22 protein-coding genes and 1 tRNA gene are annotated in these 22,532 nt (G+C 69.0%); 6 read left to right on the top strand and 17 right to left on the bottom strand.

The features are described from left to right. Nucleotides 1-92: 92 nt before the first annotated feature. The 6 genes from FXO19_RS08960 to rplM form a co-directional block, all read right to left on the bottom strand. The gene (locus tag FXO19_RS08960; RefSeq protein WP_149194731.1) at nt 93-2,867 is read right to left on the bottom strand and encodes a serine/threonine-protein kinase; all 2,775 of its coding nucleotides are present in this window, start codon (nt 2,865-2,867) and stop codon (nt 93-95) included. A 29-nt stretch (nt 2,868-2,896) separates the two neighbouring features. Continuing rightward, on the bottom strand, nt 2,897-3,445 hold the full coding sequence (locus FXO19_RS08955) for an ECF-type sigma factor (protein ID WP_149194730.1): 549 nt from the start codon (nt 3,443-3,445) through the stop codon (nt 2,897-2,899). Between the two features lie 290 nt (nt 3,446-3,735). Next, entirely contained in the window at nt 3,736-4,479 is a 744-nt protein-coding gene (locus FXO19_RS08950; protein ID WP_149194729.1) for a 2OG-Fe dioxygenase family protein, read from the bottom strand. A 290-nt stretch (nt 4,480-4,769) separates the two neighbouring features. After that, nucleotides 4,770-4,844, bottom strand: a tRNA-Gln gene (locus FXO19_RS08945). 25 nt (nt 4,845-4,869) lie between these two features. After that, on the bottom strand, nt 4,870-5,262 hold the full coding sequence (gene rpsI / locus FXO19_RS08940; protein WP_149194728.1) for a 30S ribosomal protein S9: 393 nt from the start codon (nt 5,260-5,262) through the stop codon (nt 4,870-4,872). 2 nt (nt 5,263-5,264) lie between these two features. Beyond that, the gene (rplM, locus tag FXO19_RS08935) at nt 5,265-5,693 is read right to left on the bottom strand and encodes a 50S ribosomal protein L13 (protein ID WP_149194727.1); all 429 of its coding nucleotides are present in this window, start codon (nt 5,691-5,693) and stop codon (nt 5,265-5,267) included. 248 nt (nt 5,694-5,941) lie between these two features. On the opposite strand from rplM, the gene coq7 reads away from it, so the two are divergent. After that, nucleotides 5,942-6,586, top strand: a complete 645-nt coding sequence (coq7, locus tag FXO19_RS08930; RefSeq protein ID WP_149194726.1) for a 2-polyprenyl-3-methyl-6-methoxy-1,4-benzoquinone monooxygenase — start codon at nt 5,942-5,944, stop codon at nt 6,584-6,586. 142 nt (nt 6,587-6,728) lie between these two features. Here the strand turns inward: coq7 and speD are convergent, their stop codons facing one another. Continuing rightward, the gene (gene speD, locus FXO19_RS08925) at nt 6,729-7,520 is read right to left on the bottom strand and encodes an adenosylmethionine decarboxylase (protein ID WP_149194725.1); all 792 of its coding nucleotides are present in this window, start codon (nt 7,518-7,520) and stop codon (nt 6,729-6,731) included. 188 nt (nt 7,521-7,708) lie between these two features. Between speD and crp the strand changes: the two genes are divergently transcribed. Next, a complete protein-coding gene (gene crp, locus FXO19_RS08920; RefSeq protein ID WP_255516361.1) occupies nt 7,709-8,341 on the top strand; it encodes a cAMP-activated global transcriptional regulator CRP in 633 nt (210 codons plus the stop codon). A gap of 2 nt (nt 8,342-8,343) precedes the next feature. Next, a complete protein-coding gene (locus FXO19_RS08915) occupies nt 8,344-8,808 on the top strand; it encodes a GNAT family N-acetyltransferase (protein ID WP_149194723.1) in 465 nt (154 codons plus the stop codon). A gap of 203 nt (nt 8,809-9,011) precedes the next feature. Here the strand turns inward: FXO19_RS08915 and FXO19_RS08910 are convergent, their stop codons facing one another. From FXO19_RS08910 to FXO19_RS08865, 10 genes are all read right to left on the bottom strand, one after another. Continuing rightward, nucleotides 9,012-9,734 carry a haloacid dehalogenase-like hydrolase gene (locus tag FXO19_RS08910; protein ID WP_149194722.1) on the bottom strand — a complete coding sequence of 241 codons (723 nt, stop codon included), beginning with the start codon at nt 9,732-9,734 and terminating at the stop codon, nt 9,012-9,014. A gap of 14 nt (nt 9,735-9,748) precedes the next feature. Beyond that, entirely contained in the window at nt 9,749-10,555 is an 807-nt protein-coding gene (gene trpC, locus FXO19_RS08905; RefSeq protein ID WP_149194721.1) for an indole-3-glycerol phosphate synthase TrpC, read from the bottom strand. Then, complete coding sequence (gene trpD, locus FXO19_RS08900; RefSeq protein ID WP_149194720.1) at nt 10,552-11,601, bottom strand: anthranilate phosphoribosyltransferase; 1,050 nt, start codon at nt 11,599-11,601, stop codon at nt 10,552-10,554. The genes trpC and trpD overlap by 4 nt, the downstream gene beginning before the upstream one ends. 129 nt (nt 11,602-11,730) lie before the next feature. Further along, complete coding sequence (locus FXO19_RS08895) at nt 11,731-12,309, bottom strand: anthranilate synthase component II (RefSeq protein WP_149194719.1); 579 nt, start codon at nt 12,307-12,309, stop codon at nt 11,731-11,733. A 546-nt stretch (nt 12,310-12,855) separates the two neighbouring features. After that, entirely contained in the window at nt 12,856-13,743 is an 888-nt protein-coding gene (locus FXO19_RS08890) for a right-handed parallel beta-helix repeat-containing protein (RefSeq protein ID WP_149194718.1), read from the bottom strand. A 71-nt stretch (nt 13,744-13,814) separates the two neighbouring features. Then, nucleotides 13,815-15,308, bottom strand: a complete 1,494-nt coding sequence (gene trpE, locus FXO19_RS08885; RefSeq protein WP_149194717.1) for an anthranilate synthase component I — start codon at nt 15,306-15,308, stop codon at nt 13,815-13,817. A 180-nt stretch (nt 15,309-15,488) separates the two neighbouring features. Continuing rightward, nucleotides 15,489-16,427, bottom strand: a complete 939-nt coding sequence (gene yegS, locus FXO19_RS08880; protein ID WP_149194716.1) for a lipid kinase YegS — start codon at nt 16,425-16,427, stop codon at nt 15,489-15,491. Between the two features lie 177 nt (nt 16,428-16,604). Continuing rightward, nucleotides 16,605-17,279, bottom strand: a complete 675-nt coding sequence (rpe, locus tag FXO19_RS08875) for a ribulose-phosphate 3-epimerase (RefSeq protein ID WP_149194715.1) — start codon at nt 17,277-17,279, stop codon at nt 16,605-16,607. A 120-nt stretch (nt 17,280-17,399) separates the two neighbouring features. After that, entirely contained in the window at nt 17,400-17,735 is a 336-nt protein-coding gene (locus FXO19_RS08870) for a J domain-containing protein (protein ID WP_149194714.1), read from the bottom strand. A 243-nt stretch (nt 17,736-17,978) separates the two neighbouring features. Further along, nucleotides 17,979-18,983, bottom strand: a complete 1,005-nt coding sequence (locus FXO19_RS08865) for an NAD(P)-dependent oxidoreductase (protein WP_149194713.1) — start codon at nt 18,981-18,983, stop codon at nt 17,979-17,981. Nucleotides 18,984-19,072: 89 nt separating this feature from the next. Here FXO19_RS08865 and FXO19_RS08860 point away from each other — a divergent pair, with 89 nt between their 5' ends. The 3 genes from FXO19_RS08860 (at nt 19,073) to FXO19_RS08850 (ending at nt 22,478) form a co-directional block, all read left to right on the top strand. After that, nucleotides 19,073-19,645, top strand: coding sequence for an ANTAR domain-containing response regulator (locus FXO19_RS08860; protein ID WP_149194796.1), 573 nt, complete (start codon nt 19,073-19,075; stop codon nt 19,643-19,645). 138 nt (nt 19,646-19,783) lie between these two features. Further along, complete coding sequence (locus tag FXO19_RS08855) at nt 19,784-20,854, top strand: CmpA/NrtA family ABC transporter substrate-binding protein (RefSeq protein WP_149194712.1); 1,071 nt, start codon at nt 19,784-19,786, stop codon at nt 20,852-20,854. A 454-nt stretch (nt 20,855-21,308) separates the two neighbouring features. Next, nucleotides 21,309-22,478 carry a nitrate/nitrite transporter gene (locus FXO19_RS08850; RefSeq protein WP_187775719.1) on the top strand — a complete coding sequence of 390 codons (1,170 nt, stop codon included), beginning with the start codon at nt 21,309-21,311 and terminating at the stop codon, nt 22,476-22,478. The last annotated feature ends 54 nt before the right edge of the window (nt 22,479-22,532 follow it).

Raw genomic sequence — 22,532 nt, 5'->3', positions numbered from 1 at the left:
GGCACCGACGCTGTCGGTACGCGGGGGCGGAGATCCTTGGTCTCCGCCCTCTTTTGACCACCACACCCCACCATGCCGGGGCCGCGCGGCGGTCAGCCGCCGTCTGCTGCAGTCAGCTGCGCCTGCACCGCGTCGAGCCGTTGCAGCAGTTCCGCCCCGGGCACCAGCACGCGGCGCAATGATGCCTCGGCCAACCGGACCTGCTCGCCCGCCGCAACGGCTTCGCCAGCGGCGGCAAGCGTCTCGGCGTAGGACACTCGCCATTTCGCGGTCGGCGGACTGTCGTCGCCTGCATGGGCGGCCGACAGTGCCACTACCCGCTGCCACTCGGTGCTCGCTCTACCCCAGTCGCGACGGCGCTGGGCCAGTTCCGCCACCTGTGCCAACCGCGCCAGGACCAGTCCGGGCTGGGCTTCGTCGACGACGGGAATCACCTGCTCGGCCTCGTCCAGTCGACCTTGCCGCAGCAGCCAGTCGGCCTCGATCAGGCGCGCTCTCACCAGGTCCGTCGGCATCGGCTCGCCGGGCGTGTGCGCGTCGAAGTAGCGTTGCCATGCGGGCAGGGCCTTCGCCAGCAGCGCCCCACCCTCCTGCAGACGCCCCAACCGCCACAGCACGCGCCCCAGGTAGGCTTCGTTGCGCAACACGAGCCTGTCCTCCGGCGGCAGCCGCGCCCGCCGGATCTCGGTGGCGACGCGATAGAGCGGCTCGGCCGCTTCAAGATCTCCGCGTGTCTCCTCGAGGGTGGCCAGCTGGCCCGCCACGACGGCGTAGTCGATGCTGTCTCGGCCGAGCACCCGCTCGGTGATCGCCAACGCCTCGAGGTAGTGCGCTCGCGCGATGTCGTACTCCCCCGACTGCTGCAGGACCACCGCCAGCTTCATCTCGGTGTCGGCCACCTTTTCGCTCTCGCGCCCCACCAGCGCCTCGGCCAGCAGGATGTTCTCCCGCAGCAGCAACGCCGCCTCGTCGAACCGGCCGAGCGAGCCGAGCGTCATCGCCAGCCCCTGACGGCTGGCGTGCACCGTGACGCTGTCACTGCCGTGCACGAGCTTGATCTCGAGCGCCTGTCGATAGTGCGCTTCGGCTTGCACGGCGTCGCCGGCGAAACGATGCATCTGCGCGAGATTGTGCAAGGTGGCCGCCACTTCCAGGCTGTCTGCGCCATGCAGCTGCCGGTTCAGCGCCAGCGCCTGGAGGTACGAGACCTCGGCGGCCGCATAGTCGGCGCTGGCCTGTTGCGCCAGTCCAAGCACGTTGTAGGTGACGGCAAGCGACTCCGGGCGCGAATCGTGCCGTAGCTGCAGGTCCAGCGCGCGGCGCGCGGCATCCATCGCGTCCGCCGCGCGCATCTGGTTGCTCATCAGGGTCGCCAGGTGGCCCAGCGCCGCGGCCGCCAGGTCCGGGCGGAAGGTGTCCGGGGCCAGGAATCCTTCGACCGCACGGCGAAGCATGGCTTCGGAGCGCTCGCGCTCACCCAGGTTGGCGTAGGCGCGGCCCAACACCCATTGCATGCGGTGCAGCACGGCCGGCGAGCCCGCCAGCTCCGCGTCCACCCGCTCCACGCCGAGGTCGAGTACCCGGCGCGCGGTGGGCTCCTCGGTGCCGCTCGCCCCACGCATGCGGGGATCCGCGGCGTCGAAGGTCGCCACCAGGAAATCGCTCACACGCTGCGCGGTGTCGGCCTCACGCTCGGCGCGTGCCTGCGCCATCCCGAGCTGCCAGACGAAGACGCCGGTCGCCGCCACGACCGTGGCGGCCGCCGCACTTCCCCTCCAGTTCCGACGCAGCCAGCGGCCGGCCCGGTAGCGCAGCGTTGGCGCGCGCGTCTGCACCGGGCGTCGCTGCAGGTGGCGCTCGATATCGGCCGCCAAGGCTTCCACAGCGGGATAGCGCTGATACGGGTCGAGCGCGCACGCGCGGGCCACGATCGCATCCAGGTCGCCGGCCAGCTTCCAACGCCAGGGGCAGCCGGTTCCCGCTAGCGCGGACGGAACGGAGACCCGGACGCCGCTGTCCGCCGCGCCGCGTCCGGTCCTGCGGCAGGCCAGCAGCTCGGCCAGGAGCACGCCAAGGCTGAAGACATCGCTGACCACGCTGACCGGCTTGCCCGCGAGCAACTCCGGACTGGCGTAGGCGGGCGTGCAGAAGCTGCCGGCCTCCCCCGGCGTGTCAGCGTCCAGCAGCCTCGCGATGCCGAAATCCAGCAGCACCGGATCGCCGTCCGGACGCACCAGCACGTTTCCCGGCTTCAGGTCGCAATGCACCACCAGACGCTGGTGCGCGGCCTGCACCGCGCGACAGATGCGAACGAACATCTCCAGACGCTGCCGCAGCGGGGGCGCCGCGCGTTCGCAGTATTCGTCCAGCGGCAGGCCCTCGACATGTTCCATCACCAGGTAGGGCTCGCCAGCGGGCGTGGTGCCACCGTCGTACAGGCGTGCGATGTCGGGGTGCTGCAGTTCGGCCAGGATCTGGCGCTCGGCCGCCAGCCGTTCGGCGGTGGCGCCGCGCCCGGCCGTACCGCGCAGCAGCTTGATGGCCACGCGCTGGCGGAACAGGCCGTCGGCACGTTCGGCCACGAACACGGTGCCCATGCCGCCGCTCCCCAGGCGCTCGACCAGTTGCCAGGCGCCGAGGCGATCGCCGACCTGTAGCTCGGCGTCCGGCAGCGAAGCCATCAGCTCGCGCAGGGGTTCCAGCGCGTGGTCGAAGCTGGCGGTCTGGGCCCGCAACAGGTCCAGCGCCTCGGCGATCAGCACCGGATCGTCGCTGAGCGTGCGCAGGCACTGCTCCCAGCGCGCCGGGGGCTGGTCGCAGACCGCATCGAACAACTGCCGGAGATCCTGCCAGCGTGCCGTTTCCATGCCGTCTCCAAACGCTGAACTTGCCCGATTCAGGCCAGCTGCTGGTTCAACCAGGCGCGCGCGAAACGCAGGTCGCGCTCCACGGTCGGCACCGAGACGCCGAGCACGCAGGCGATGTCCTTGCGTTCCATACCGCCGAAATAGGCCATCTCCAATCCGAGCGCGGCGCGCTCGTCGCGTTCGGCCAGGCGTTCCAGCGCCTGGTGCAGCGCCAGCACGTCGATCTCCACGTCGCCGCCGGCCTCGCGGTCGGCATGCGAGAGCGTGAGCATCGCGACGTCGCCGCCGCGCTTTTCCGCGGCGCGCGCGCGCGCGTGATCGACCAGCACCGCGCGCATCTTCAGTGCCGCCAGTGCGAAGAAGTGGGCGCGATCCTCCCAGTCGGTGTCGTTGCCGAGCAGGCGCAGCAGGGCCTCGTTGACCACGGCGGTCGGCTGCAGGGTATGGTTGCGCCCGCGCCCGAGGCGTGCCGCGGCCATGCCGCGCAGTGCGTCGTAGACCTGCGCCAGCAGGTGGTCGCGCGAAACCTCGTCGCCGGCGCGCCACGCGTGCAGCAGCCCGGTCAAGTCCTGGTCCATCGCTCACTCCCCGCAGGCGGCCCTCCACCCTGCGCGTCGCATCCTAGCCCAGTCCCGGAAGAAAGGCGCCTGGCGCGGACATGCCGGCGCCAGTCCCGGACTACCCGAGGGCCCCAGGGCGTACCGTCTGCACCATTTCCCTTGTAGGAGGGGCTTCAGTCCCGACCGCGCCAGACGCATCTCACGGCGGCCGCGAGGACAAACGCGCCGCCGCGCGTTGCGCAGGTCGACTGTCGGGCTTGTCGTTGCCTGTCGGGGCTGAAGCCCCTCCTACAGGGCGCGTGTCGAGCCTAGCTGTCGCCCTGGAATCCCGCGGCGCGGTAGGTGAGCACCAGGCTGTCGCGGTGGCCGGGATCGCGATCATCCTGCGGCTGGATCGGGGTGGATTCGTGGATGACGCGGGCATCGTCCAGGAACAGCAGGCTCCACGGCTCGGTCAGGGTGAAGCGTTGCCCGTCGGGGCCGTCGGCGGCGAACACCCGGGTTTCGCCGCCCTTGATGCCGGCGCGGTCGACCACCAGCACCGCGACGTAGTCGACCCCGTCGCGGTGCGCGCCTTCCGGAGTCGGACGCCCGATCCCATCGCTGGTATCGATGCGGAACTGGTGTGCCTCAACGTACCAGGGCCGCGCCCGGTCCAGCGCCGAGCATAGCCGGCCCAGGCCCCGCAGCAGCCCGCCCCAGGCGGGCTGCGCGACGACGTCCGCTTCGATCGGCTCGAACCACCGCCGCATGCCGCCGTGCAGGGCGTTGTAGTCGCGCGGCTGCCAGTGCGCGCGATGCGGCGCCTGCGTCACCGCGTCGCCCTCCACCACGAAGCAGGAATGGCGGCGGCGGCGATAGCGCCCGCCATCCTTGAGATACGTGTCCTCGGGCAGCCGGTCCCAACTGCCGCGCATGGCGGCGAGCGCGGCCGGCGGATGTCCGCAAAGCGCCGCCACGTCCGCCGGCGCAAGCACGCCGAAGCCGCGTTCGCGCATGCTCGCAGGCAGTCCGTTGATCGGTAGGTACGGCGGAGCCAGGAGAGTCGTCATCGCGGCATTCTAGGCTCGGCCTGCTTGCGAGCGCAGGCGCCTTGTGGGAGCGGCGGCGGCATGCCGCCGCCGGGAGATCGGGAGCGAGCAGTGGCGACTTCCCGGCAACCGCAGGCTGTTGTCACTCCCACAAGAGCCGTCGCGCTCCGCTATGGCCTTGCCGCAACTTCCCGGCGCCCTGCCGACGCTAAAGAAGGCGGGACACGGAAGAACCCCGCCCAAGAAAAAACCCGCCGTCGGCGGGTTTTTTCCGTTCGCACCGCCGCATCGGCGACGGGCGACTCCGTGGTTGGCAGCCCCGGATGGATTCGAACCACCGAATGCCTGAGTCAGAGTCAGGTGCCTTACCACTTGGCGACGGGGCTATGGAACGATTGTAACGCCGATGGATTAACGCTTCGAGAACTGCGTGGCGCGGCGTGCCTTGTGCAGGCCGACCTTCTTGCGCTCGACCTCGCGCGCGTCGCGGGTCATGAACCCGGCCTTGCGCAGCTCGATCTTCAGCGACTCGTCGTACTCCACCAGCGCGCGGGCGATGCCCAAGCGGATCGCACCGGCTTGGCCGGTGGTGCCGCCGCCGAGGGTGGTGACGGTGATGTCGAACTTGTCGGTGTTCTGGGTCAGTTCCAGCGGCTGGCGCACGATCATGCGCGCGGTCTCGCGGCCGAAGAACTCGTCCAGCGGGCGCTGGTTGACCGTGATGTTGCCGCTGCCCTTGCGCAGGAACACGCGGGCGACGGAGGACTTGCGGCGGCCAGTGCCGTAATTCTGCTGAATTGCCATGTTCAAATGTCCAGGATTTGCGGCTGCTGGGCGGTGTGCGGATGCTCGGCGCCCTTGTAGACCTTGAGCTTGCGGTACATGGCGCGACCGAGGGTGTTCTTCGGCAGCATGCCTTTGACCGCGATCTCGATGACGCGCTCCGGGTGGCGCTCCAGCGCCTGGCCCAGGGATTCGGTCTTGAGATTGCCGATGTAGCCGGTGAAACGGTGGTACTTCTTGTCGGCCAGCTTGTTGCCGGTGACCGCCACCTTCTCCGCGTTGACCACGATGATGTAGTCGCCGGTGTCGACGTGCGGGGTGTAGACGGGCTTGTGCTTGCCGCGCAGACGACGGGCGATCTCGCTGCTCAGACGGCCGAGCGTCTTGCCGGCGGCATCGACCACGTACCAGTCGCGCTGGACGGTCTCGGACTTGGCGGTGAAAGTCTTCATGACTGGATTCTGGTACTCGGTCGGTGATTCGTCGGGCTGATTCCGGCAGGCCTGCTGGCGGAATTTTGCCGCGCGATGTGAATTGGCGGAACGAAAGAGGCGAAATGATACAGGCGCCGCCCGTCGCCCGCAAGTCGACCCCGGCCGGAAACCGACCGGCTGGCGGCGGGCGGCAGATGGCGGGAAAATGGCGGCGCTGCCTCCCGCCAGGACCGCCCAGCCGCAGCCCCACCCCACCTGGAGGCCCCATGGACACCGCCCGCTCGCAGTCCCCGCTCGACCGTTTCCTCTCCCAGGCCCAGCACGCGCTGGAGACCGTATTTGGCAACCCGCCGGCCACCCGCCCCAATCCCGCCGGCGAGACCGCCGAGGTCGAGCTCCGGCCCGACGAGCGCCGCCACGCCGCCGGCCTGATGCGGATCAACCACGTCGGCGAGATCTGCGCCCAGGCGCTGTACGTCGGCCAGGCGGCGGTGGCGCGCGACCCGGCCACCCGCGCCCACCTCCTGGAGGCCGCGCAGGAGGAGACCGACCACCTGGCCTGGTGCGCCGACCGCCTGCGCGAGCTCGACGACCGCCCCAGCCTGTTCAACCCGCTCTGGTACGCCGGCAGCTACGCGATCGGCGTCGCGGCCGGCTTGCGCGGCGACGGCTGGAATCTGGGCTTCGTGGTCGAAACCGAACGTCAGGTCGAGGCGCATCTGGAGGACCACCTGCAGACCCTGCCCGAAGCCGACCTGCGCAGCCGCGAGATCCTGCGCAAGATGAAGGAGGACGAGGCGCGCCATGCCGACAACGCCGAGATGGCCGGCGCGCGCGTGCTGCCGCAGCCGATTCCGTCGGTGATGGCGCTGGCTTCGAAGGTGATGAAGGCGGTGGCTTACCGCTTGTAGGCGGCTTGGCCGCCTACAAGCGGCGGGATTCGTGATTCGTGATTGGTGATTCGCAAGAGCTAAAGGCGGGTCACGGCAGGACGCCGCCGCTGTTGCTTTTACGAATCACGAATCACCAATCACGAATCCCGGCGGAATCTCGTCAATCGACGAGATTCCGCCCATGATACAGCTCCTCGATCTCGCGCTTGAGCCGCGCCTCAATCTTCATCCGTTCCTTGAACGACAGGTTGCGCGCCTTCTCTTCGAACAGGTACTGGTCGAGGTCGAAGTCCTTCAGGTGCATCTTGGTATGGAAGATGTTCTCCTGGTAGACGTTGACGTCGAGCATCTCGTAGCGCGACTTGATGTTCTTGGCCAGGTAGTCCTGGATCGAATTGATTTTGTGATCGATGTAGTGCTTCTTGCCCTTGATGTCGCGGGTGAAGCCGCGCACCCGGTAGTCCATCACCACGATGTCGGACTCCAGGCTCTCGATCAGGTAGTTCAGCGCCTTCAGCGGCGAGATCACCCCGCAGGTGGCCACGTCGATGTCCGCGCGGAAGGTCGCGATGCCGTTGTCGGGGTGCGTCTCCGGATAGGTGTGCACGGTGATGTGCGACTTGTCCATGTGCGCGACCACCGCGTCGGAGATCACGCCCTTGGCGTCCTTCCGGTCTATCACCGGCTCCTCGGAAATCAGGATCGTCACCGACGCGCCCTGCGGATCATAGTCCTGGCGCGCGATGTTGAGGATGTTGGCGCCGATGATCTCCGCCACGTCGGAGAGGATCTGGGTCAGGCGGTCGGCGTTGTAGGCCTCGTCGATGTACGCGATGTAGCGCTGCCGTTCGTCCTCGGACGCGGCATAGCAGACATCGTAGATGTTGAAGGACAGGGCCTTGGTGAGATTGTTGAAGCCCTGCAGCTTCAGGCGAGGCAGCGGTTTGACCACGATGGTCGTCCCCCGGTCGGTACAGGTGAAAACGTGAAGTATGAGGCAAACCGCGTCGCCATCGCGACAAAGGGTTTGCCCGATCGTCCGCAACCGCCTACTCTCGTATCTTCCCTCGATCTGTTCAGGTAATGAACCCGACCGCCGTGGCCCTGATCAATCCCTACCAGCACGCTTCGCATCCGCTCATGCCCTCGCCGGCGACCATCGAGCGCTTCCTCGCCCACTGCCATCGGCGGCGCTATCCACCGCGCACCGATGTCTTCCGTCCGGGCGACCCGGCGGGCACGCTCTACTACGTGGTCAGCGGCTCGGTCAGCATCATCGCCGAGGAAGACGACGGTCGCGAACTGGTGCTGGGCTACTTCGGCAGCGGCGAGTTCGTCGGCGAGATGGGGTTGTTCATCGAATCCGATAAGCGCGAGGTGATCCTGCGCACCCGCGTGCAGTGCGAGCTGGCCGAGATCAGCTACGAGCGGTTGCAGCAGCTGTTCGAGGGCACGCTGGTCAACGACGCCACGCAGATCCTGTATGCGATCGGCGCGCAGCTCTCGCGCCGCCTGATCCACACCAGCCGCAAGGCCGGGCGCCTGGCGTTCCTCGACGTCACCGACCGCATCACCCGCACCCTGCACGACCTGACCCACGAGCCGGAGGCGATGAGCCACCCGCAGGGCACGCAGCTGCGGATCTCGCGCCAGGAACTGGCACGGCTGGTCGGCTGCTCGCGTGAGATGGCCGGGCGCGTGCTGAAGAAGCTACAAGCCGACGGCAAGCTGCACGCCCGCGGCAAGACCATCGTCCTCTACGGAACACGCTGACCATGGCCCGGTTCGGCCTGGAGGCACTGCCGCAGGCCGACCTGCGCAGCGCCTCCCTGGTCGATGCCGACGACGTCGCCGCGCTGCTGACCGAAATGGGCTACCCGTGCGATCCGCAGGACGCGGCTGGGCGCATCCGCAGCATCGTCGACAACGACCGCCAGGCGCTGGTGGTCGCCCGCTTCGACGGCGTGGTCTGCGGGCTGCTGGCGCTGGATTTCATGTACTACCTGCCACTGGATACGCTCACCTGCCGCATCACCGCACTGGTGGTGCGCAACGACACCCAGGGCCGCGGCCTCGGCCGCCAATTGCTGTATGAGGCTGAACGCCGGGCCCGCTTCGCCGGCGCGGCGCGGCTCGAGATCACCAGCGGCTCGCAGCGCACCGACGCCCACGCCTTCTATAAGGCCTGCGGCTACAGCGACGGCACGCTGCGCTTCATCAAGCGCCTGGGCGATGCCTGAGCTCGGTTGCCGCCCGCTGTCGGCCTCTGCGAACTCGTCATCCCAGCGCAAGCTGGGATCTATGTTGCTTTGCCGCTGGCGTTTGAGCAGCCGAGCTTCGAAAGAATGGATCCCAGCTTGCGCTGGGATGACGAGCAAAAGCAGCAAGCTCTACCGGATCCTGATCTCGACCCCAATCCCGGGATCCCGGACAGCGGCCAGGCTCAGGACGCGACCGGCGTACCGCCCCGCCCGGCGCAGCCCCAGTTGAGGATCGGCGTGCCCGGCGGCAGCACGCGCCGGAACATGTCGACCGCGCCCTGCTTGGGGTTGACCACCACCGGCGCGCGCGCGGCCTTCAGCAGCGGCAGGTCGGCGCTGCTGTCGGAGTAGGCGATGTCGACCGTGGTGTAGCCGGCCTCGGCCAGCATGCGCATCTTCTCTTCGGCGTGGCAGTGGCGGGTGGCGATCACGGCGCCGAAGCGCGGGCCGACCGCACTGCCGATCACCGGCACCTCCTCGTGCGCGACGAAGGCCAGGATCGCCCGCGCCAGCTCCGGCGGCGCCCCGGTGGCGATGACCACGCGGTCGCCGGCGCTGCGGTGCCGGTGCAGCACCGCCAGCGCGTGCGGCAGCAGGCGGGCGCGGATGCCATCGCGGTCGTGCGCGACATAGCGGTCGATCAATACGTCCAGCGTGCGCGGCCGGTGCAGGCCGACGGTGCCGATCCAGACGAAACCGGAGATGCCATAGCGGCGCGTGGACAGGAATGCGATCAGCGGCCCGAGTACCGGCGCCGCCAGCAGCGCCAGCGCCACCCGCCAGGCGCGGCGCCGGATCAGCCAGGCGAACAGGTGGCTGCCGGAATCGCCATCGTAGAGGGTGTGGTCGAAATCGAACACGACCGTCGGCGCATCCGCCCGCATTTCCGGGAAATCCCGGCTCATGCCGGCGCTCCCGGTCACGGGAAAAACAGCCGCCGCAGTGCCGGACCCGGCTCCGGCGCGCGCATGAAGGCTTCGCCGACCAGGAACGCACCGATCCCGGCCGCGCGCAGCCGGGCCACGTCGGCGGCGGTGTGGATGCCGCTTTCGGTCACCAGCCGACGGTCGCCCGGCACTGCCGCGCGCAGCGACAGCGTGGTCTCGAGCGAGACCTCGAACGAGCGCAGGTCGCGGTTGTTGACGCCCAGCAGCGGCGTCCGACTGTTCACCGGCCCGATCCGGAGCGCGCGCTGCAGTTCGTCGCCGTCGTGCACTTCGACCAGCACGTCCATATCGAGCTCCAGCGCCAGCCCGGCGAGTTCGGCCAGGCGCGCGTCCTCGAGCGCGGCGACGATCAGCAGGATGCAGTCGGCGCCGAGCACGCGCGCCTCGTACACCTGGTACGGATCGATGGTGAAGTCCTTGCGCAACGCCGGCAGCGCGCAGTGCTGACGCGCATTCACCAGGTATTCGTCGGCGCCCTGGAAGAAATCGGCGTCGGTCAGCACCGACAGGCAGGCCGCGCCGCCTTCCTCGTAGCTGCGGGCGATCTCACCGGGGCGGAAATCCGCACGAATCACGCCCTGCGACGGGCTGGCCTTCTTGATCTCGGCGATCACGGCCGGATCGCCGGCGGCGATCCTGGTCTCGATGGCGCGGGCAAAGCCGCGCGGGGGCGGCGCATCGGCGGCACGCGCGGTCAGTTCGGCCAGCGGCCGCGCCGCCCTGCGCTCGTCGACCTCCTCGCGCTTGCGACGCAGGATCCGCTGCAGCACGTCGTTCATCGCGTCGCGCCATCCTGCCCGGCGAGATCGCGGGTGGCGGCGACGAAGGCTTCCAGTTTTGCCCGCGCAGCGCCGGAGGCCATCACTTCCCGCGCGCGCTCGATGCCGGCGGCGATCGAGTCCGCCACGCCGGCGACATACAGCGCGGCCCCGGCGTTGAACGCCACGATCTCGCGCGGCAGGCCGTCCTCTCCGCCCAGGGCGGCCAGCAGCATCGCCTTCGAACCGGCCGCATCGTTCACGCGCAGGTTGCGGCTGGCGGCCATGGCGATGCCGAAGTCCTCCGGATGCACCTCGTACTCGCGCACCTGGCCGTCGCGCAGCTCGCCCACCAGGGTCGCCGCGCCGAGCGAGAGCTCGTCCATGCCGTCGCGGCCCCACACCACCAGCGCGCGTTCGGCGCCGAGCTCCTGCAGCACGCGCACCTGGATGCCGACCAGGTCAGGATGGAACACGCCCATCAGGATCGACGGCGCGCCGGCCGGGTTGGTCAGCGGCCCGAGGATGTTGAACAGCGTGCGCACGCCCATCTCGCGCCGCACCGGCGCCACCGCCTTCATCGCCGGGTGGTGCACCGGCGCGAACATGAAGCCGATGCCGGTGGCATCGATGCAGCGCGCCACCTGCTCGGGCTGCAGGTCGATCGTCGCGCCCAGCGCCTCCAGCACGTCGGCGCTGCCGGATTTCGACGACACGCTGCGGTTGCCGTGCTTGGCGACCTTGGCGCCGACCGCGGCGGCCACGAACATGCTGGCGGTGGAGATGTTGAAGCTGTGGGCGCCGTCGCCGCCGGTGCCGACGATGTCGACCAGGTGGCGGCGGTCAGCCACCTGCACCGGCCGCGCGAATTCGCGCATCACCGTGGCCGCACCGGCGATCTCGCCCACCGTCTCCTTCTTCACCCGCAACCCCGACAGGATCGCCGCGGTCATCAGCGGCGACACCTCACCGCGCATGATCTGCCGCATCAGCCAGACCATCTCGTCATGGAAGATCTCGCGGTGCTCGATGGTGCGCTGCAGGGCGGCTTGCGGGGTGATCGACATGGCGGTGGGGGAGTCCTCGGTCGCTGGCTTTCCCTGTAGGAGCGGCTTCAGCCGCGACCACGGTACCGGCCGGAAGATGTCGCGGCTGAAGCCGCTCCTACAGGGGAGCTATAGGGCGTACAGGATGCCTCAGCGCTCGAGAAAATTCTTCAGCAGCGCATGCCCGTGTTCGGTCAGGATCGACTCCGGATGGAACTGCACGCCTTCCACCGGATGCTCGCGATGGCGCAGGCCCATGATCTCCTCGAAGTCGCCGCCCTCCAGCTCGGTCCAGGCGGTGACCTCCAGGCAGTCCGGCAGGCCGTCGTGCTCGACCACCAGCGAGTGGTAGCGGGTGGCCTCGTAGCCATCGGGCAGCGCCGCGAACACGCCCTGCCCCCGATGCCGCACCGGCGAGGTCTTGCCGTGCATGATCCGCTTGGCGCGGATCACCCGGCCGCCATAGGCCTGGCCGATGGCCTGGTGGCCGAGGCAGACGCCGAGGATCGGCGTGGTGGCCCCCAGGCGCTCGACCACCTGCAGCGACACCCCGGCCTCGTTCGGCGTGCACGGCCCCGGCGAGATCACGATGCGCTCGGGCCGCAGCCGCTCGATCTCCTCGACGCTCAACGCATCGTTGCGCTCCACCCGCACCTCGGCCCCCAGCGCCTGCAGGTACTGCACGAGGTTCCAGGTGAAGCTGTCGTAGTTGTCGATCATCAACAGCATGGTGGCGAACGCAGGACGCGCGGGGAGCAAAAAGGTGCGACAGCTTAGCAGCCGGTGACGGCCGGGCGCGGCCATGGCCGAGGCGGTCTACACCAACTGATCGCCAACGGCGGCTGCCAGATGTTCCGCACCGAGACGACATCCAGTTCGGCGGCACGTATGAGCGCAGGGAGCGACCGTTGCCTTCGGATTCGACGCTCCGCCGCGGCTCCTCGGCTTGCACCACCGGTTGTTCGCGGCAGATTGGCAAAAGATGTGGACAATGGCGGCCGCTGCTGCAATCGAGCCACTCGTGCGTCACGCAAGATGCCGAGGCAGCGGTCCGTCGGCCTCCATCCCTTGCCGAGCTATGCAGCCGGCTGCGGCCTAGACGACGAGTGCCGCCACGAGGACGGCGTGGCGCGACGCGCGAAGCCGCTGGGGAATACCCTCGACGGCTTCATCACAGTCCCGCGCCGCTGATCTGCCCATTGGGAAGGTGGTACCCGAACAGCCTAGGCGCAGCTCGATCCGGCTTTTTTGCGGCCAACTCGCGGGCTCCACCTTCTACTCGCTGAAGAAGTTTCCACCCGCATCGACGCATTCTCCCCCATACATCCGGGAAAAACCGGTAACTGTGTTGTCACGCAGCACTCTAGGGCGCGTACTGGTGTTGCACGACACCCCATTTCCCGGGCCACCGGTACCTACCAGATGGTTATTGGCAATCAGTACACTACCTTCCCCAACGCTGATTCCCAGCGACTCGACCGTCCCGCTCCCATTGGCATCCGGTGCAAGCCCACGAATTCGGTTGTGGCTGATGACGCCAGAGCCCAGGCTGTACTCGATACCGATCGCGCTACTTCCACCGAAAGTGCTTATTCCCGGAACAACGCCGGAAATCGTGTTGTCGATGATGTCCACCTCCCCCTGCGCAACGTAGATACCTTCGGCGATACCGCCAAAGGTTGGATCGGTCGAGCCGCCGGTCATCGCGATGATGTTGTTGCGCAACATGGAACCGTCGCCAGCTACATGCACTCCGTGGCGCGTGTTTCCGTCAAATCTGTTGTCCGCGATGACGTGGCCGCCGCCCGTCCCGATGAAAGACACCCCCGCGAAGAACCCGCGGATATTGCATTGTCGAACCGAGCTGTTCTGCGCCTCCGACGAAATTCCCGTAGCGCGGGTTGATGTACCGGCCTGGAGGCCGCCGACCTTGTAGCCCTTGCAGTTGATCGTCACATTATTCACGGCGATGGTAACGGCGGACCCCGAAATGATGTCCGTTGACAGGTTCTTACGCAGGCACCAAGTGCCCTGCTTGGAAATCGTTGCCGGTAGACTGTCGATGAAGCCGGTGCAGTTATCGAAACTGTCACCTGCGACCGCGCCCGATCCCGCGACCATAAAGCTCACACCCGTGAGCAGAACTCCTAGCATCTTTTCCATGACTCCCCCTGTTGGTCCTTGTCAATGCCTCGAGCCCGAGGCGTGACCATTGGATACCGTTTCATTTGGACTCACAAGCCCCGCGCCGCCTCGGCCACGGCGCGGAACAGGGCGCGGCCCTTGCTCATCGTCTCCTCCCATTCCTTCTGCGGGTCGGAGTCGTGAACGATGCCGGCGCCGGCCTGCACGTGCAGGCGGCCGTCCTGGATGACGGCGGTGCGGATGGCGATGGCGGTGTCGGCGTCGCCGTTCCAGCCGAGGTAGCCGACCGCGCCCGAATACACGTTGCGCTTGACCGGCTCCAGCTCGCGGATGATCTCCAGCGCGCGGATCTTGGGCGCGCCGCTGACGGTGCCCGCCGGGAAGGTCGCGCGCAGCACGTCGGCGTAGCTCAGGCCGTCCTTCAGCCGCCCGGTCACCTCGCTGACGATGTGCATGACATGGCTGTAGCGCTCGATGCCGAAGCGCTCGCCGACCTGCACCGTGCCCGCCCGGGCGACGTGGCCGACGTCGTTGCGGCCGAGATCGATCAGCATCAGGTGCTCGGCGCGCTCCTTGGGATCGGCCAGCAGCTCGGCCTCGAGCGCGGCATCCTCCTCCGCGTCCTTGCCGCGCGGGCGCGTGCCGGCGATCGGGCGCACGGTGACCAGGCCGCCCTGCCCCGAGCCGGGATGTTCCAGCCGCACCAGGATCTCCGGCGAGGAGCCGACCACCTGGGTGCCGCCGACGTCGAGGAAGTACATGTACGGTGACGGGTTGAGCGCGCGCAGGGCCCGGTAGACGTCGACCGGGCGCGCGGTGAACGGTACCGACAGCCGCTGCGACAGCACTACCTGGAAGATGTCGCCGGCGCGGATGTACTCCTTCGACCTCTCGACCGCGGCGGTGAAACCCTCGCGGGTGAAGCCGGAGACGAAGTCCGCCTCCTCCAGCGCCGCCGGCTGCAGCGTCTCGGGATAGCCGGCACCGGCATGACGCAACCGGTGCGCGAGGGCGTCGAGGCGACGGTTGGCGCGCGCCCAGGCCTGCGGCTGGCGCGGATCGGCGTGCACGATCAGGTACAGCCGGCCCTTGAGGTTGTCGAAGACCGCCACCTCCTCCGACTGCATCAGCAGGATGTCGGGCGTGCCGAGTTCGTCCGGCTTGTTGCCGTCGGCCAGGCGGTCCTCGATGTAGCCGATGCACTCGAAGCCGAACCAGCCGACCAGGCCACCGGCAAAGCCCGGCAGGCCGTCCAGGACCGGCACAGAATGCTCGGTGCGCAGGCGCTCGACCTCGGCGAACGGATCGTCGATCGTGCGCGTCTCCACCACCTCGCCGTGTTCGCAGACCTCGAGCGTGCGGCCGCGGAAGGCGTACGCGCGCGCGGCCGGCAGGCCGATGATGGAATAGCGGCCGAAGCGCTCGCCGCCCTCGACCGATTCGAACAGGTAGGTATGCGGGCCGTCGGCGAGCTTGAGATAGACCGACAGCGGCGTGTCGAGATCCGACAGCACCTCGCGCACCACCGGGATGCGGGTGTGGCCGTCAGCGGCGTACTGCTGGAACTGCGGTTGCGTAATCACGCGGCGTGTCCTCGGAAGGCGAAGGGGCGGGAGCGGCGGCGGTGCGCCACCATCGCCAGGCCCTGGCCTTGGGAGAACGCCGGAAGTGAGGGAGGTCCATGGCCGCTACTTTAGCCGGTCGCGCGAGGTTTCGCCGCCGGCGATGCGCCATGGAATGGTGCGGAAACGGCAGTGAGGCGGTCAGCGCGCCGCGGACAACAGCACACAGTCCGACGGCAGGTGCATCCGCAGGCGCGCGTGCACGCAGTCGATGCGGAAGCGGCGGGCCTGGATCGGCTCGCCGTCGAGGTTGAGGGCGAGCGGCTCCGGCGCGTCGATCTCCAGCCAGGGCAACCGCGCGCGCACCGCCACCTGATCGAGCGCGGCCTCGCGGCCTTCGCTGACCACGGTGCCGAGCGTGGCGGCCACCTCGCCCTCCAGTTCCGGTACCACGGTCAGGTCGAGCAGGCCGTCGTCGGCCAGCGCGTCCGGGCACAGCACCTGGCCCCCGCCGGCCTGGCGGCCGTTACCGACGCCGAGGGCGATGAAATCGCCCTGCCAGGAAAAGCCCGGCCCGGCGATACGCGCCTGCAGTGGCTCGATCCGGCCGACCTTGGCGATGCCGGTGATCAGGTAGGCCAGGCCGCCGAGCATCTTCTTCAGGCCCTCGTTGGTTTCGACGGTGATGCGTGTGCCGAAGCCGCCGCTGGCCAGGTTGGCGCACCAGTGCACCGCACCGTCGGCCTCCAGCCTGAGCAGATCGAACGGCCGCGGCGGCTGCGCCCGCACCAGCTCGAGCGCCGCTAGCGGTTCTTCCGGGATCGCGGCCGACGCGGCGAAATCATTGGCAGTGCCGAGCGGCACCAGCGCCAGCGCCGGCAACGCCTCGGCGGCTTCGTCGCGCTGCGCGAGCGCGCCGGCGACATCGCTCAGGGTGCCGTCGCCGCCGCCTGCGATCACCGTGTCCACGCCATCGGCGATCGCCTCGGCGAGGTAGCGCTCGGCGTCGCCGGACTCCCAGGTCACGCGCACCTCCAGGGCGATGCCGCGATCACGCATCGCCTGGACGGCCTCACGCAACGGTTCGTCTTCGGCGGACTTGCCGTTGAGGATCAGACGCCAGTGCCGGGACGACGACATGGGTCAAGGCTCGTTTCGGGGGAGCCGCAGGCTAGCAGCGTCCGGGCGTCGCGCGCCGTGAATGTCATGCGGGCGTCATCATCGACGTGGAGTATGAGAGTCCATCGCAGGGACGACGGACGGAGGCGGGATTGCCTCCAGCGACAGCGCCGGGGGGCTCCCCACCGGCGCTGTTTTCTATTCAGCCGCCGCGGCGACTGCCCGGCGCATGCGCGCGATGACGTCGGCATAGTCCGACTGGCCGAAGATCGCCGAGCCGGCGACGAAAGTGTCGGCGCCAGCGGTGGCGATCGCGCCGATGTTGTCCGGCTTCACCCCGCCGTCGATCTCCAAGCGAATGGCGCGGCCGCTGGCGTCGATGCGCTCGCGCACGATGCGCAGCTTGTCCAGCGCCGACGGGATGAATGCCTGCCCGCCGAAGCCCGGGTTGACCGACATCACCAGCACCAGGTCCAGGTCCTCGAGCACGTAGTCGAGCACGTCCACCGGCGTGGCCGGATTGAGTACCAGGCCGGCCTGGCAGCCCTCCGCCTTGATCATCTGGATGGTGCGGTGTACGTGGCGGCTGGCCTCGGGGTGGAAGCTGATCAGGCTGGCGCCCGCGCGGGCGAAGTCCGGCACGATCCGGTCCACCGGCTCGATCATCAGGTGCACGTCGATCGGCGCGGTGACGCCGTGCTTGCGCAGCGCCTCGCAGACCAGCGGACCGATGGTGAGGTTGGGCACGTAGTGGTTGTCCATCACGTCGAAATGCACCCAGTCGGCGCCGGCGGCGAGCACGGCGTCGACTTCCCCGCCGAGGCGGGCGAAATCGGCGGAGAGGATGGACGGGGCGATGACGGGTGGCTGCATGGGCGGCGTTGTCGGTGATGAAGTCGTTGTGGGAGTGGCGGGGGCATGCTGCCGACGGAAAGCGCGACCGGTCCCCTGCAGTCGCGACGTCCGCCGCTCCCACATGGGCAGGATGTGGCGCTATGAGGATCGGCGCTTGCGCACGGCCTTGATGCGGTCGTAGGCGCCGTTGATCTCCTGGGCCTTCTTCTCCGCCTGCGCGCGCAGTTCGGGCGCCGCGCCGGACAGCCGGTCCGGGTGGTACTGCGCCATCAGCCGGCGGTAGGCCTGGTCGATCTCGGCCTCGCTGGCGTCGTCGCTGACGCCGAGCACGCGATACGGCGCCGCGCGCCGCGGGAACAGCCAGTCGGCGTCGAAGGCATGACCGATCAGCAGGCCGATCAGCCCGCCCGCGGGGTGCCGCATCAGCAGCCAGCCGGCAATGAAGCCGAACAGTTTTCCGTACCAGCGTTTCATGGCGACAGTGTAGAGCGCGGCTGGCGGCGCTGCACTCGGCTCCGCAACGAGCCGGTGGTCCTTTTTTCCCTCTCCCCCCGGGAGAAGGTGGCCCGGAGGGCGGGATGAGGGTACGGCGAAGCGGCAGAGGTCTGAACCATCGCGACTTCGCCGTACCCTCACCCAACCCCGCTCCGCGCCCCGGCCCGCGCCAGCGGCGCGGGCGCTCCAGCGCACGCGCGCCGGTGGCGCGCAAGCCATGCGCTATCGCCCCGCAGGGAGAGGGGCTTTGAAGGTGATGCCGGCGATGACGTCGCAGGCGATGCCTTGGCCGGCCAGTTCGTTTGGCAGACGATCGTCGGGCGGCCTACGGAAAGCATCGCCTGGTTTCAGGGCCACCACGCGCTTGCCGGCATTGGCCTGTCGGACCAGCAGACTCAACTGCTCGGCTGCGTCGGCGGGCATCGCCACGCGTTCGGCATCGCGCCGCGCCAGCGCCAGCACCGCGGGCACGACCGCGGCGTCGCAGACCAGCAGATCGGCCTGGTTCAGGGCGCGCAGGGCCTTCAATGTCAGCAGGCCCGGATCGCCGTTGCCGGTGCCGACCAATGTCACGCTGCCCGCGGCCGGCGTGTCCTGGCTGCTCTGCAGTGCGGCCTGGAACGCCTGCTCGGCCGCCTCCCGCTGCCCGGCCTGCAACAGCACGGGCACGGGGCCGTCGAGGACCTGCTCGAACCAGCGCCGGCGCCGGGCCAGTTGCGGCAGCTGCCGGCGGATGGCTGCGCGGTGGCGTGCGAACAGGCCGGCGAAGTCGCCCAGCGAGTGATCCAGCTGCGTTTCCAGTTGCTCGCGCAGGCGCCTGGCGAGCATCGGCGCCGCGCCGCCGGAGGAAATCGCCACCAGCAACGGCGCGCGATCGACGATCGCGGGCACCTGGAAGGTCGACAGCTCCGCATCGTCGACGATATTGGCCAGGCGCCGGCGCCCGCCGGCTTCGGCCGCCAGGCGGGCATTGAAAGCCCGGTCGTCGGTGGCGGCTACGACCAGCCAGACCTCGTCCAGCCAGGCCGGGTCGAAATCGCCCTCGCGGCGCCGCAGCCGCCCCTCGGCCAGCCACCGCGACAGCGTCTCGGCGAGCGCATGCGCGTGGATCTGCACCTGCGCCCCGGCCTGCAGCAGCGCCTCCACCTTGCGCGTGGCGACCTCGCCGCCGCCCACCACCAGTACCTCGCGGCCCGAAAGATCGGCGAACAGCGGAAACAGCGGCATGGGGTCTCCAGATGGATGGGCGGCTCGCAGCGCCTGATGCTGCATGGCAACATGGGGCCGATCCCGCCCTCCGGCCCTCGCCTGCGATGCTGCGCATTCTGCTGGTCAACGATACCGAAAAGCCGATCGGCGAACTGCGCGATGCGCTGCTGGCCGCCGGCTACGAGGTGCTGGAGGAGGTGGCGGCGGCCGGGGCGCTGCTCAAGGCGGTGGAATCGCAGCAGCCGGACGTGATCATCATCGACGTCGACTCGCCTTCGCGCGACACGCTGGAACAGCTGGCGGTGGTGCATCACCAGGCGCCGCGACCGGTGGTGATGTTCTCGGCCGACGGCGACGACCAGCTGATCCGCACCGTGGTCGGGGCCGGGGTCACCGCCTACGTCGTGGACGGGCTGGCGCCGGCGCGCCTGGCGCCGATCATCCAGGTGGCGCTGGCCCGCTTCGAGCAGCAATCGCAGGTTCGCCGCGAGCTGGACCAGGTCCAGCAGCAACTGGGCGACCGCAAGCTGATCGAGCGCGCCAAGGGCCTGCTGATGGACAAGCGCGGCATGAGCGAACCCGAGGCCTATGCCGCCCTGCGCCAGCAGGCGATGAAGCAGGGCCTCAAGCTGGCGGACGTGGCCCGCCAGATCATCGCCATGGCCGATCTGCTGGGGTGAGCAGGGCGCCGCAGATGCCTTGAATGGCATCCGCGGCGCCTGCGAACGCTTGGCCATGGATGGCCAGGCCGGGGGGCGAAGCCCTCGATGAGGCGCGAAGGATGGCAACCGAAGAATGACGGATTTCGTGAGGGTTCCATGCATAACGACAACGTCCGAACCCTGCAGCTGGGCTACATGCCCCTGATCGATTGCGCGCCGCTGGTCGCGGCCGTGCGCCTGGGCCTGGACAGCAAGCACGGCCTGCGGCTGCGGTTGCGGCGGCAGGCCTCCTGGGCGGCGATCCGCGACAAGCTGCTGTCGGGAGAACTGGACGCGGTGCATGCCCTGGCCGGACTGGTCTACGGCGTCGAGACCGGCATCGGCGGCCCGCAGGCCGGGCTGGCCATCCTGCTCACCCTCAACCAGAACGGCCAGGCCATCGTGCTGTCGCCGCCGCTGGCGCGGGGACTGGAACAGGGGCTGCCCCTGCGCGAACTGCTGGCGGCGCTGCCGCGACCTCCGATCCTGGCGCAGACCTTCCCCACCGGCACCCACGCGATGTGGCTGTACTGCTGGCTGGCCGCACAGGGCGTGGATCCGATGGCCGCCATCCGCGGCGTGACCCTGTCGCCGCCGCAGATGCCGGCGGCTCTGGCACGCGGCGAACTGGACGGCTATTGCGCAGGCGAACCATGGGCCGCGCAGGCCGAAGCGCTGGGGGCCGGCGCACGCGTGATCCGCAGCGGGCAGCTCTGGCCGGGACATCCGGAGAAGGTGCTGGCCTGTCGTCGCGCGTTTGCGGCCCTGCAGCCGGAGACGGCGGTCGCCCTGACCGCCGCCGTACTGGAGGCCTGCCGTTGGCTGGACGTGCCGGAGAACCGGCGGCAGGCGGTGGACTGGCTGGCCGATCCGGAGGTGATCGGCCTGCCGGCCGAGCGCATCGCGGCCAGCCTGCTGCCTTCGGACATCGACGATCCGGCGCAACGGCTGCGCTTTCATGCCGACGGACAGGTCAATTTCCCGTGGCGCTCGGATGGCCGCTGGTTCCTGCACCAGTTCCGCCGTTGGGGCTGGTTGCCGGCCGCCAGCCCGGAGGCCGACGCGATCCTGTTGGGCAATGTCCGCCGCGTCGACACCTATCGACAAGCGGCGGAACAGCTGGGCGTGCCGGTCCCGACCCGCGATACGCGGCAGAGCACCCTGTTCGACGGTTCTCGCTGGGAGTAGCCGGCGATACGAATACGCGGGGGCGAGCCATGCCGCATGGGTGAATGATGCGATGCACAACAACAGTGCATCGAAGCACTCCGATGGTGCAGTGCGAAGCCGGCAAGCCGACGCCCGTGTTCGGCGGCCACCCGACAATCCACGCTCAAGCGATTGAATTGCTTGCGAATGCATCGGTGCGGCCGGCGCAGCCGGCAATTGGCACGCGGATTGCTTTGTAACTCTACGTGGGCGCAACGGCGTGCCCGCCACAACCCGAATTCCGTAGCGCGGCCAACGGCGGCCCGCTTACCAAGACAACGGCGTCTTCGCGGTGCGAACCGGAGGACGCCGTTCGCGTTTCTCTCCCCCCAACACCGCCGTGACAGGCCATCGGAAGGCATGCGCAGGCGCCCCACGTTTGGAGATTGCGCGGATGAACCGATCGTTCTGGCGGGCCGGACACACGCCCACGCTGTTGTCGGCGTTTCTGTATTTCGATCTGAGTTTCATGGTGTGGTACCTGCTGGGTCCGATGCAGGTGCAGCTGGCCGCGGTCCTGCAACTGGACACGCAGCAGCGGGCGATGATGGTGGCCGTGCCGATCCTCTGCGGCGCAGTGCTGCGCCTGTTCCTGGGCATGCTGGCCGACCGCATCGGCGCCAGGCGCACCGGCCTGCTGGCGCAGGCGCTGGTGATCGCGGCGCTGCTGGTGGCCTGGCGGCTGGGCGTGCACAGCTATGCGCAGGTCCTGCTGCTGGGCATGATGCTGGGCGTGGCGGGCGCCTCGTTCGCGGTGGCGCTGCCGCTGGCCTCGCGCTGGTATCCGCCCGAGCACCAGGGCACGGCGATGGGGATCGCGGGCGCCGGCAACTCGGGCACGGTGTTCGCCGCGCTGTTCGCGCCGGTGCTGGCGATGGCGTTCGGCTACCAGGCGGTGTTCGGCCTGGCCTGCATCCCGCTGGTGCTCACGCTGCTGGTATTCGCGGCCTTCGCCAAGGACGCGCCGGTGACGGTGCCGCGCAAGCATCTGTCCGACTACGGGCGCGTGCTGGTGGGCAACCGCGACTCCTGGTGGTTCATGTTCTTCTACGCGATCACCTTCGGCGGTTTCGCCGGTTTCGCCAGCGCGTTGCCCGGCTATTTCCACGACCAGTTCGACTTCGATCCCAAGATCGCCGGCTGGGCCACCGCGGCCTGCGTGCTGGCCGGTTCGGTGATGCGCCCGATCGGCGGCGTGATCGCCGACCGCATCGGCGGGACCCGCACCCTGCTCGCGGTATATCTGGCGGTGACGGTGCTGGTGGCGACGGCCGGTTTCGGCATCGGCGGATCGGTGGCGACGGTGGCGCTGTTCGTGCTCACGCTGCTGTGTCTGGGCGCCGGCAACGGTGCGGTATTCCAGCTGGTGCCGCAACGCTTCGGTACCGACATCGGCCTGATGACGGGACTGATCGGCATGGCCGGCGGCATCGGCGGCTTCCTGCTGGCGGCCGGCATGGGCGTGGTGAAGCAGCACACCGGCAGTTATGCGATCGGCCTGTGGCTGTTCGCCGGCATCGCGCTGCTGGCCTGGGGATTCCTGTCCGGCATCAAGCACCAGTGGCGCAACCGGTGGGCGGCCGCCAGCGCCGCGCGCGTCTGAACCTGCCTGGAGCAGCAAGCGAATGAAAAAGCCAAGACTGGTCGTCATCGGCAA

It is taken from the genome of Luteimonas suaedae, from assembly GCF_008312895.1.
GTDB lineage: Bacteria > Pseudomonadota > Gammaproteobacteria > Xanthomonadales > Xanthomonadaceae > Luteimonas > Luteimonas suaedae.
The sequence above is the reverse complement of the archived record's forward strand: the minus strand, read 5'-3'. Positions and strand labels throughout refer to the sequence as shown.

What these genes read in the sequence shown, in the direction of transcription:
- rpsI (WP_149194728.1), bottom strand. Translation starts at nt 5,262, where the DNA reads ATGGCAATTCAGCAGAATTACGGCACTGGCCGCCGCAAGTCCTCCGTC.
- crp (WP_255516361.1), top strand. Translation starts at nt 7,709, where the DNA reads ATGCCCTCGCCGGCGACCATCGAGCGCTTCCTCGCCCACTGCCATCGG.
- FXO19_RS08855 (WP_149194712.1), top strand. Translation starts at nt 19,784, where the DNA reads ATGCATAACGACAACGTCCGAACCCTGCAGCTGGGCTACATGCCCCTG.
- FXO19_RS08865 (WP_149194713.1), bottom strand. Translation starts at nt 18,983, where the DNA reads ATGCCGCTGTTTCCGCTGTTCGCCGATCTTTCGGGCCGCGAGGTACTG.
- FXO19_RS08870 (WP_149194714.1), bottom strand. Translation starts at nt 17,735, where the DNA reads ATGAAACGCTGGTACGGAAAACTGTTCGGCTTCATTGCCGGCTGGCTG.
- FXO19_RS08950 (WP_149194729.1), bottom strand. Translation starts at nt 4,479, where the DNA reads ATGACGACTCTCCTGGCTCCGCCGTACCTACCGATCAACGGACTGCCT.
- trpC (WP_149194721.1), bottom strand. Translation starts at nt 10,555, where the DNA reads ATGAACGACGTGCTGCAGCGGATCCTGCGTCGCAAGCGCGAGGAGGTC.
- FXO19_RS08910 (WP_149194722.1), bottom strand. Translation starts at nt 9,734, where the DNA reads ATGAGCCGGGATTTCCCGGAAATGCGGGCGGATGCGCCGACGGTCGTG.
- trpD (WP_149194720.1), bottom strand. Translation starts at nt 11,601, where the DNA reads ATGTCGATCACCCCGCAAGCCGCCCTGCAGCGCACCATCGAGCACCGC.
- FXO19_RS08890 (WP_149194718.1), bottom strand. Translation starts at nt 13,743, where the DNA reads ATGGAAAAGATGCTAGGAGTTCTGCTCACGGGTGTGAGCTTTATGGTC.
- coq7 (WP_149194726.1), top strand. Translation starts at nt 5,942, where the DNA reads ATGGACACCGCCCGCTCGCAGTCCCCGCTCGACCGTTTCCTCTCCCAG.
- FXO19_RS08960 (WP_149194731.1), bottom strand. Translation starts at nt 2,867, where the DNA reads ATGGAAACGGCACGCTGGCAGGATCTCCGGCAGTTGTTCGATGCGGTC.
- FXO19_RS08895 (WP_149194719.1), bottom strand. Translation starts at nt 12,309, where the DNA reads ATGCTGTTGATGATCGACAACTACGACAGCTTCACCTGGAACCTCGTG.
- yegS (WP_149194716.1), bottom strand. Translation starts at nt 16,427, where the DNA reads ATGTCGTCGTCCCGGCACTGGCGTCTGATCCTCAACGGCAAGTCCGCC.
- FXO19_RS08915 (WP_149194723.1), top strand. Translation starts at nt 8,344, where the DNA reads ATGGCCCGGTTCGGCCTGGAGGCACTGCCGCAGGCCGACCTGCGCAGC.
- rplM (WP_149194727.1), bottom strand. Translation starts at nt 5,693, where the DNA reads ATGAAGACTTTCACCGCCAAGTCCGAGACCGTCCAGCGCGACTGGTAC.
- rpe (WP_149194715.1), bottom strand. Translation starts at nt 17,279, where the DNA reads ATGCAGCCACCCGTCATCGCCCCGTCCATCCTCTCCGCCGATTTCGCC.
- FXO19_RS08955 (WP_149194730.1), bottom strand. Translation starts at nt 3,445, where the DNA reads ATGGACCAGGACTTGACCGGGCTGCTGCACGCGTGGCGCGCCGGCGAC.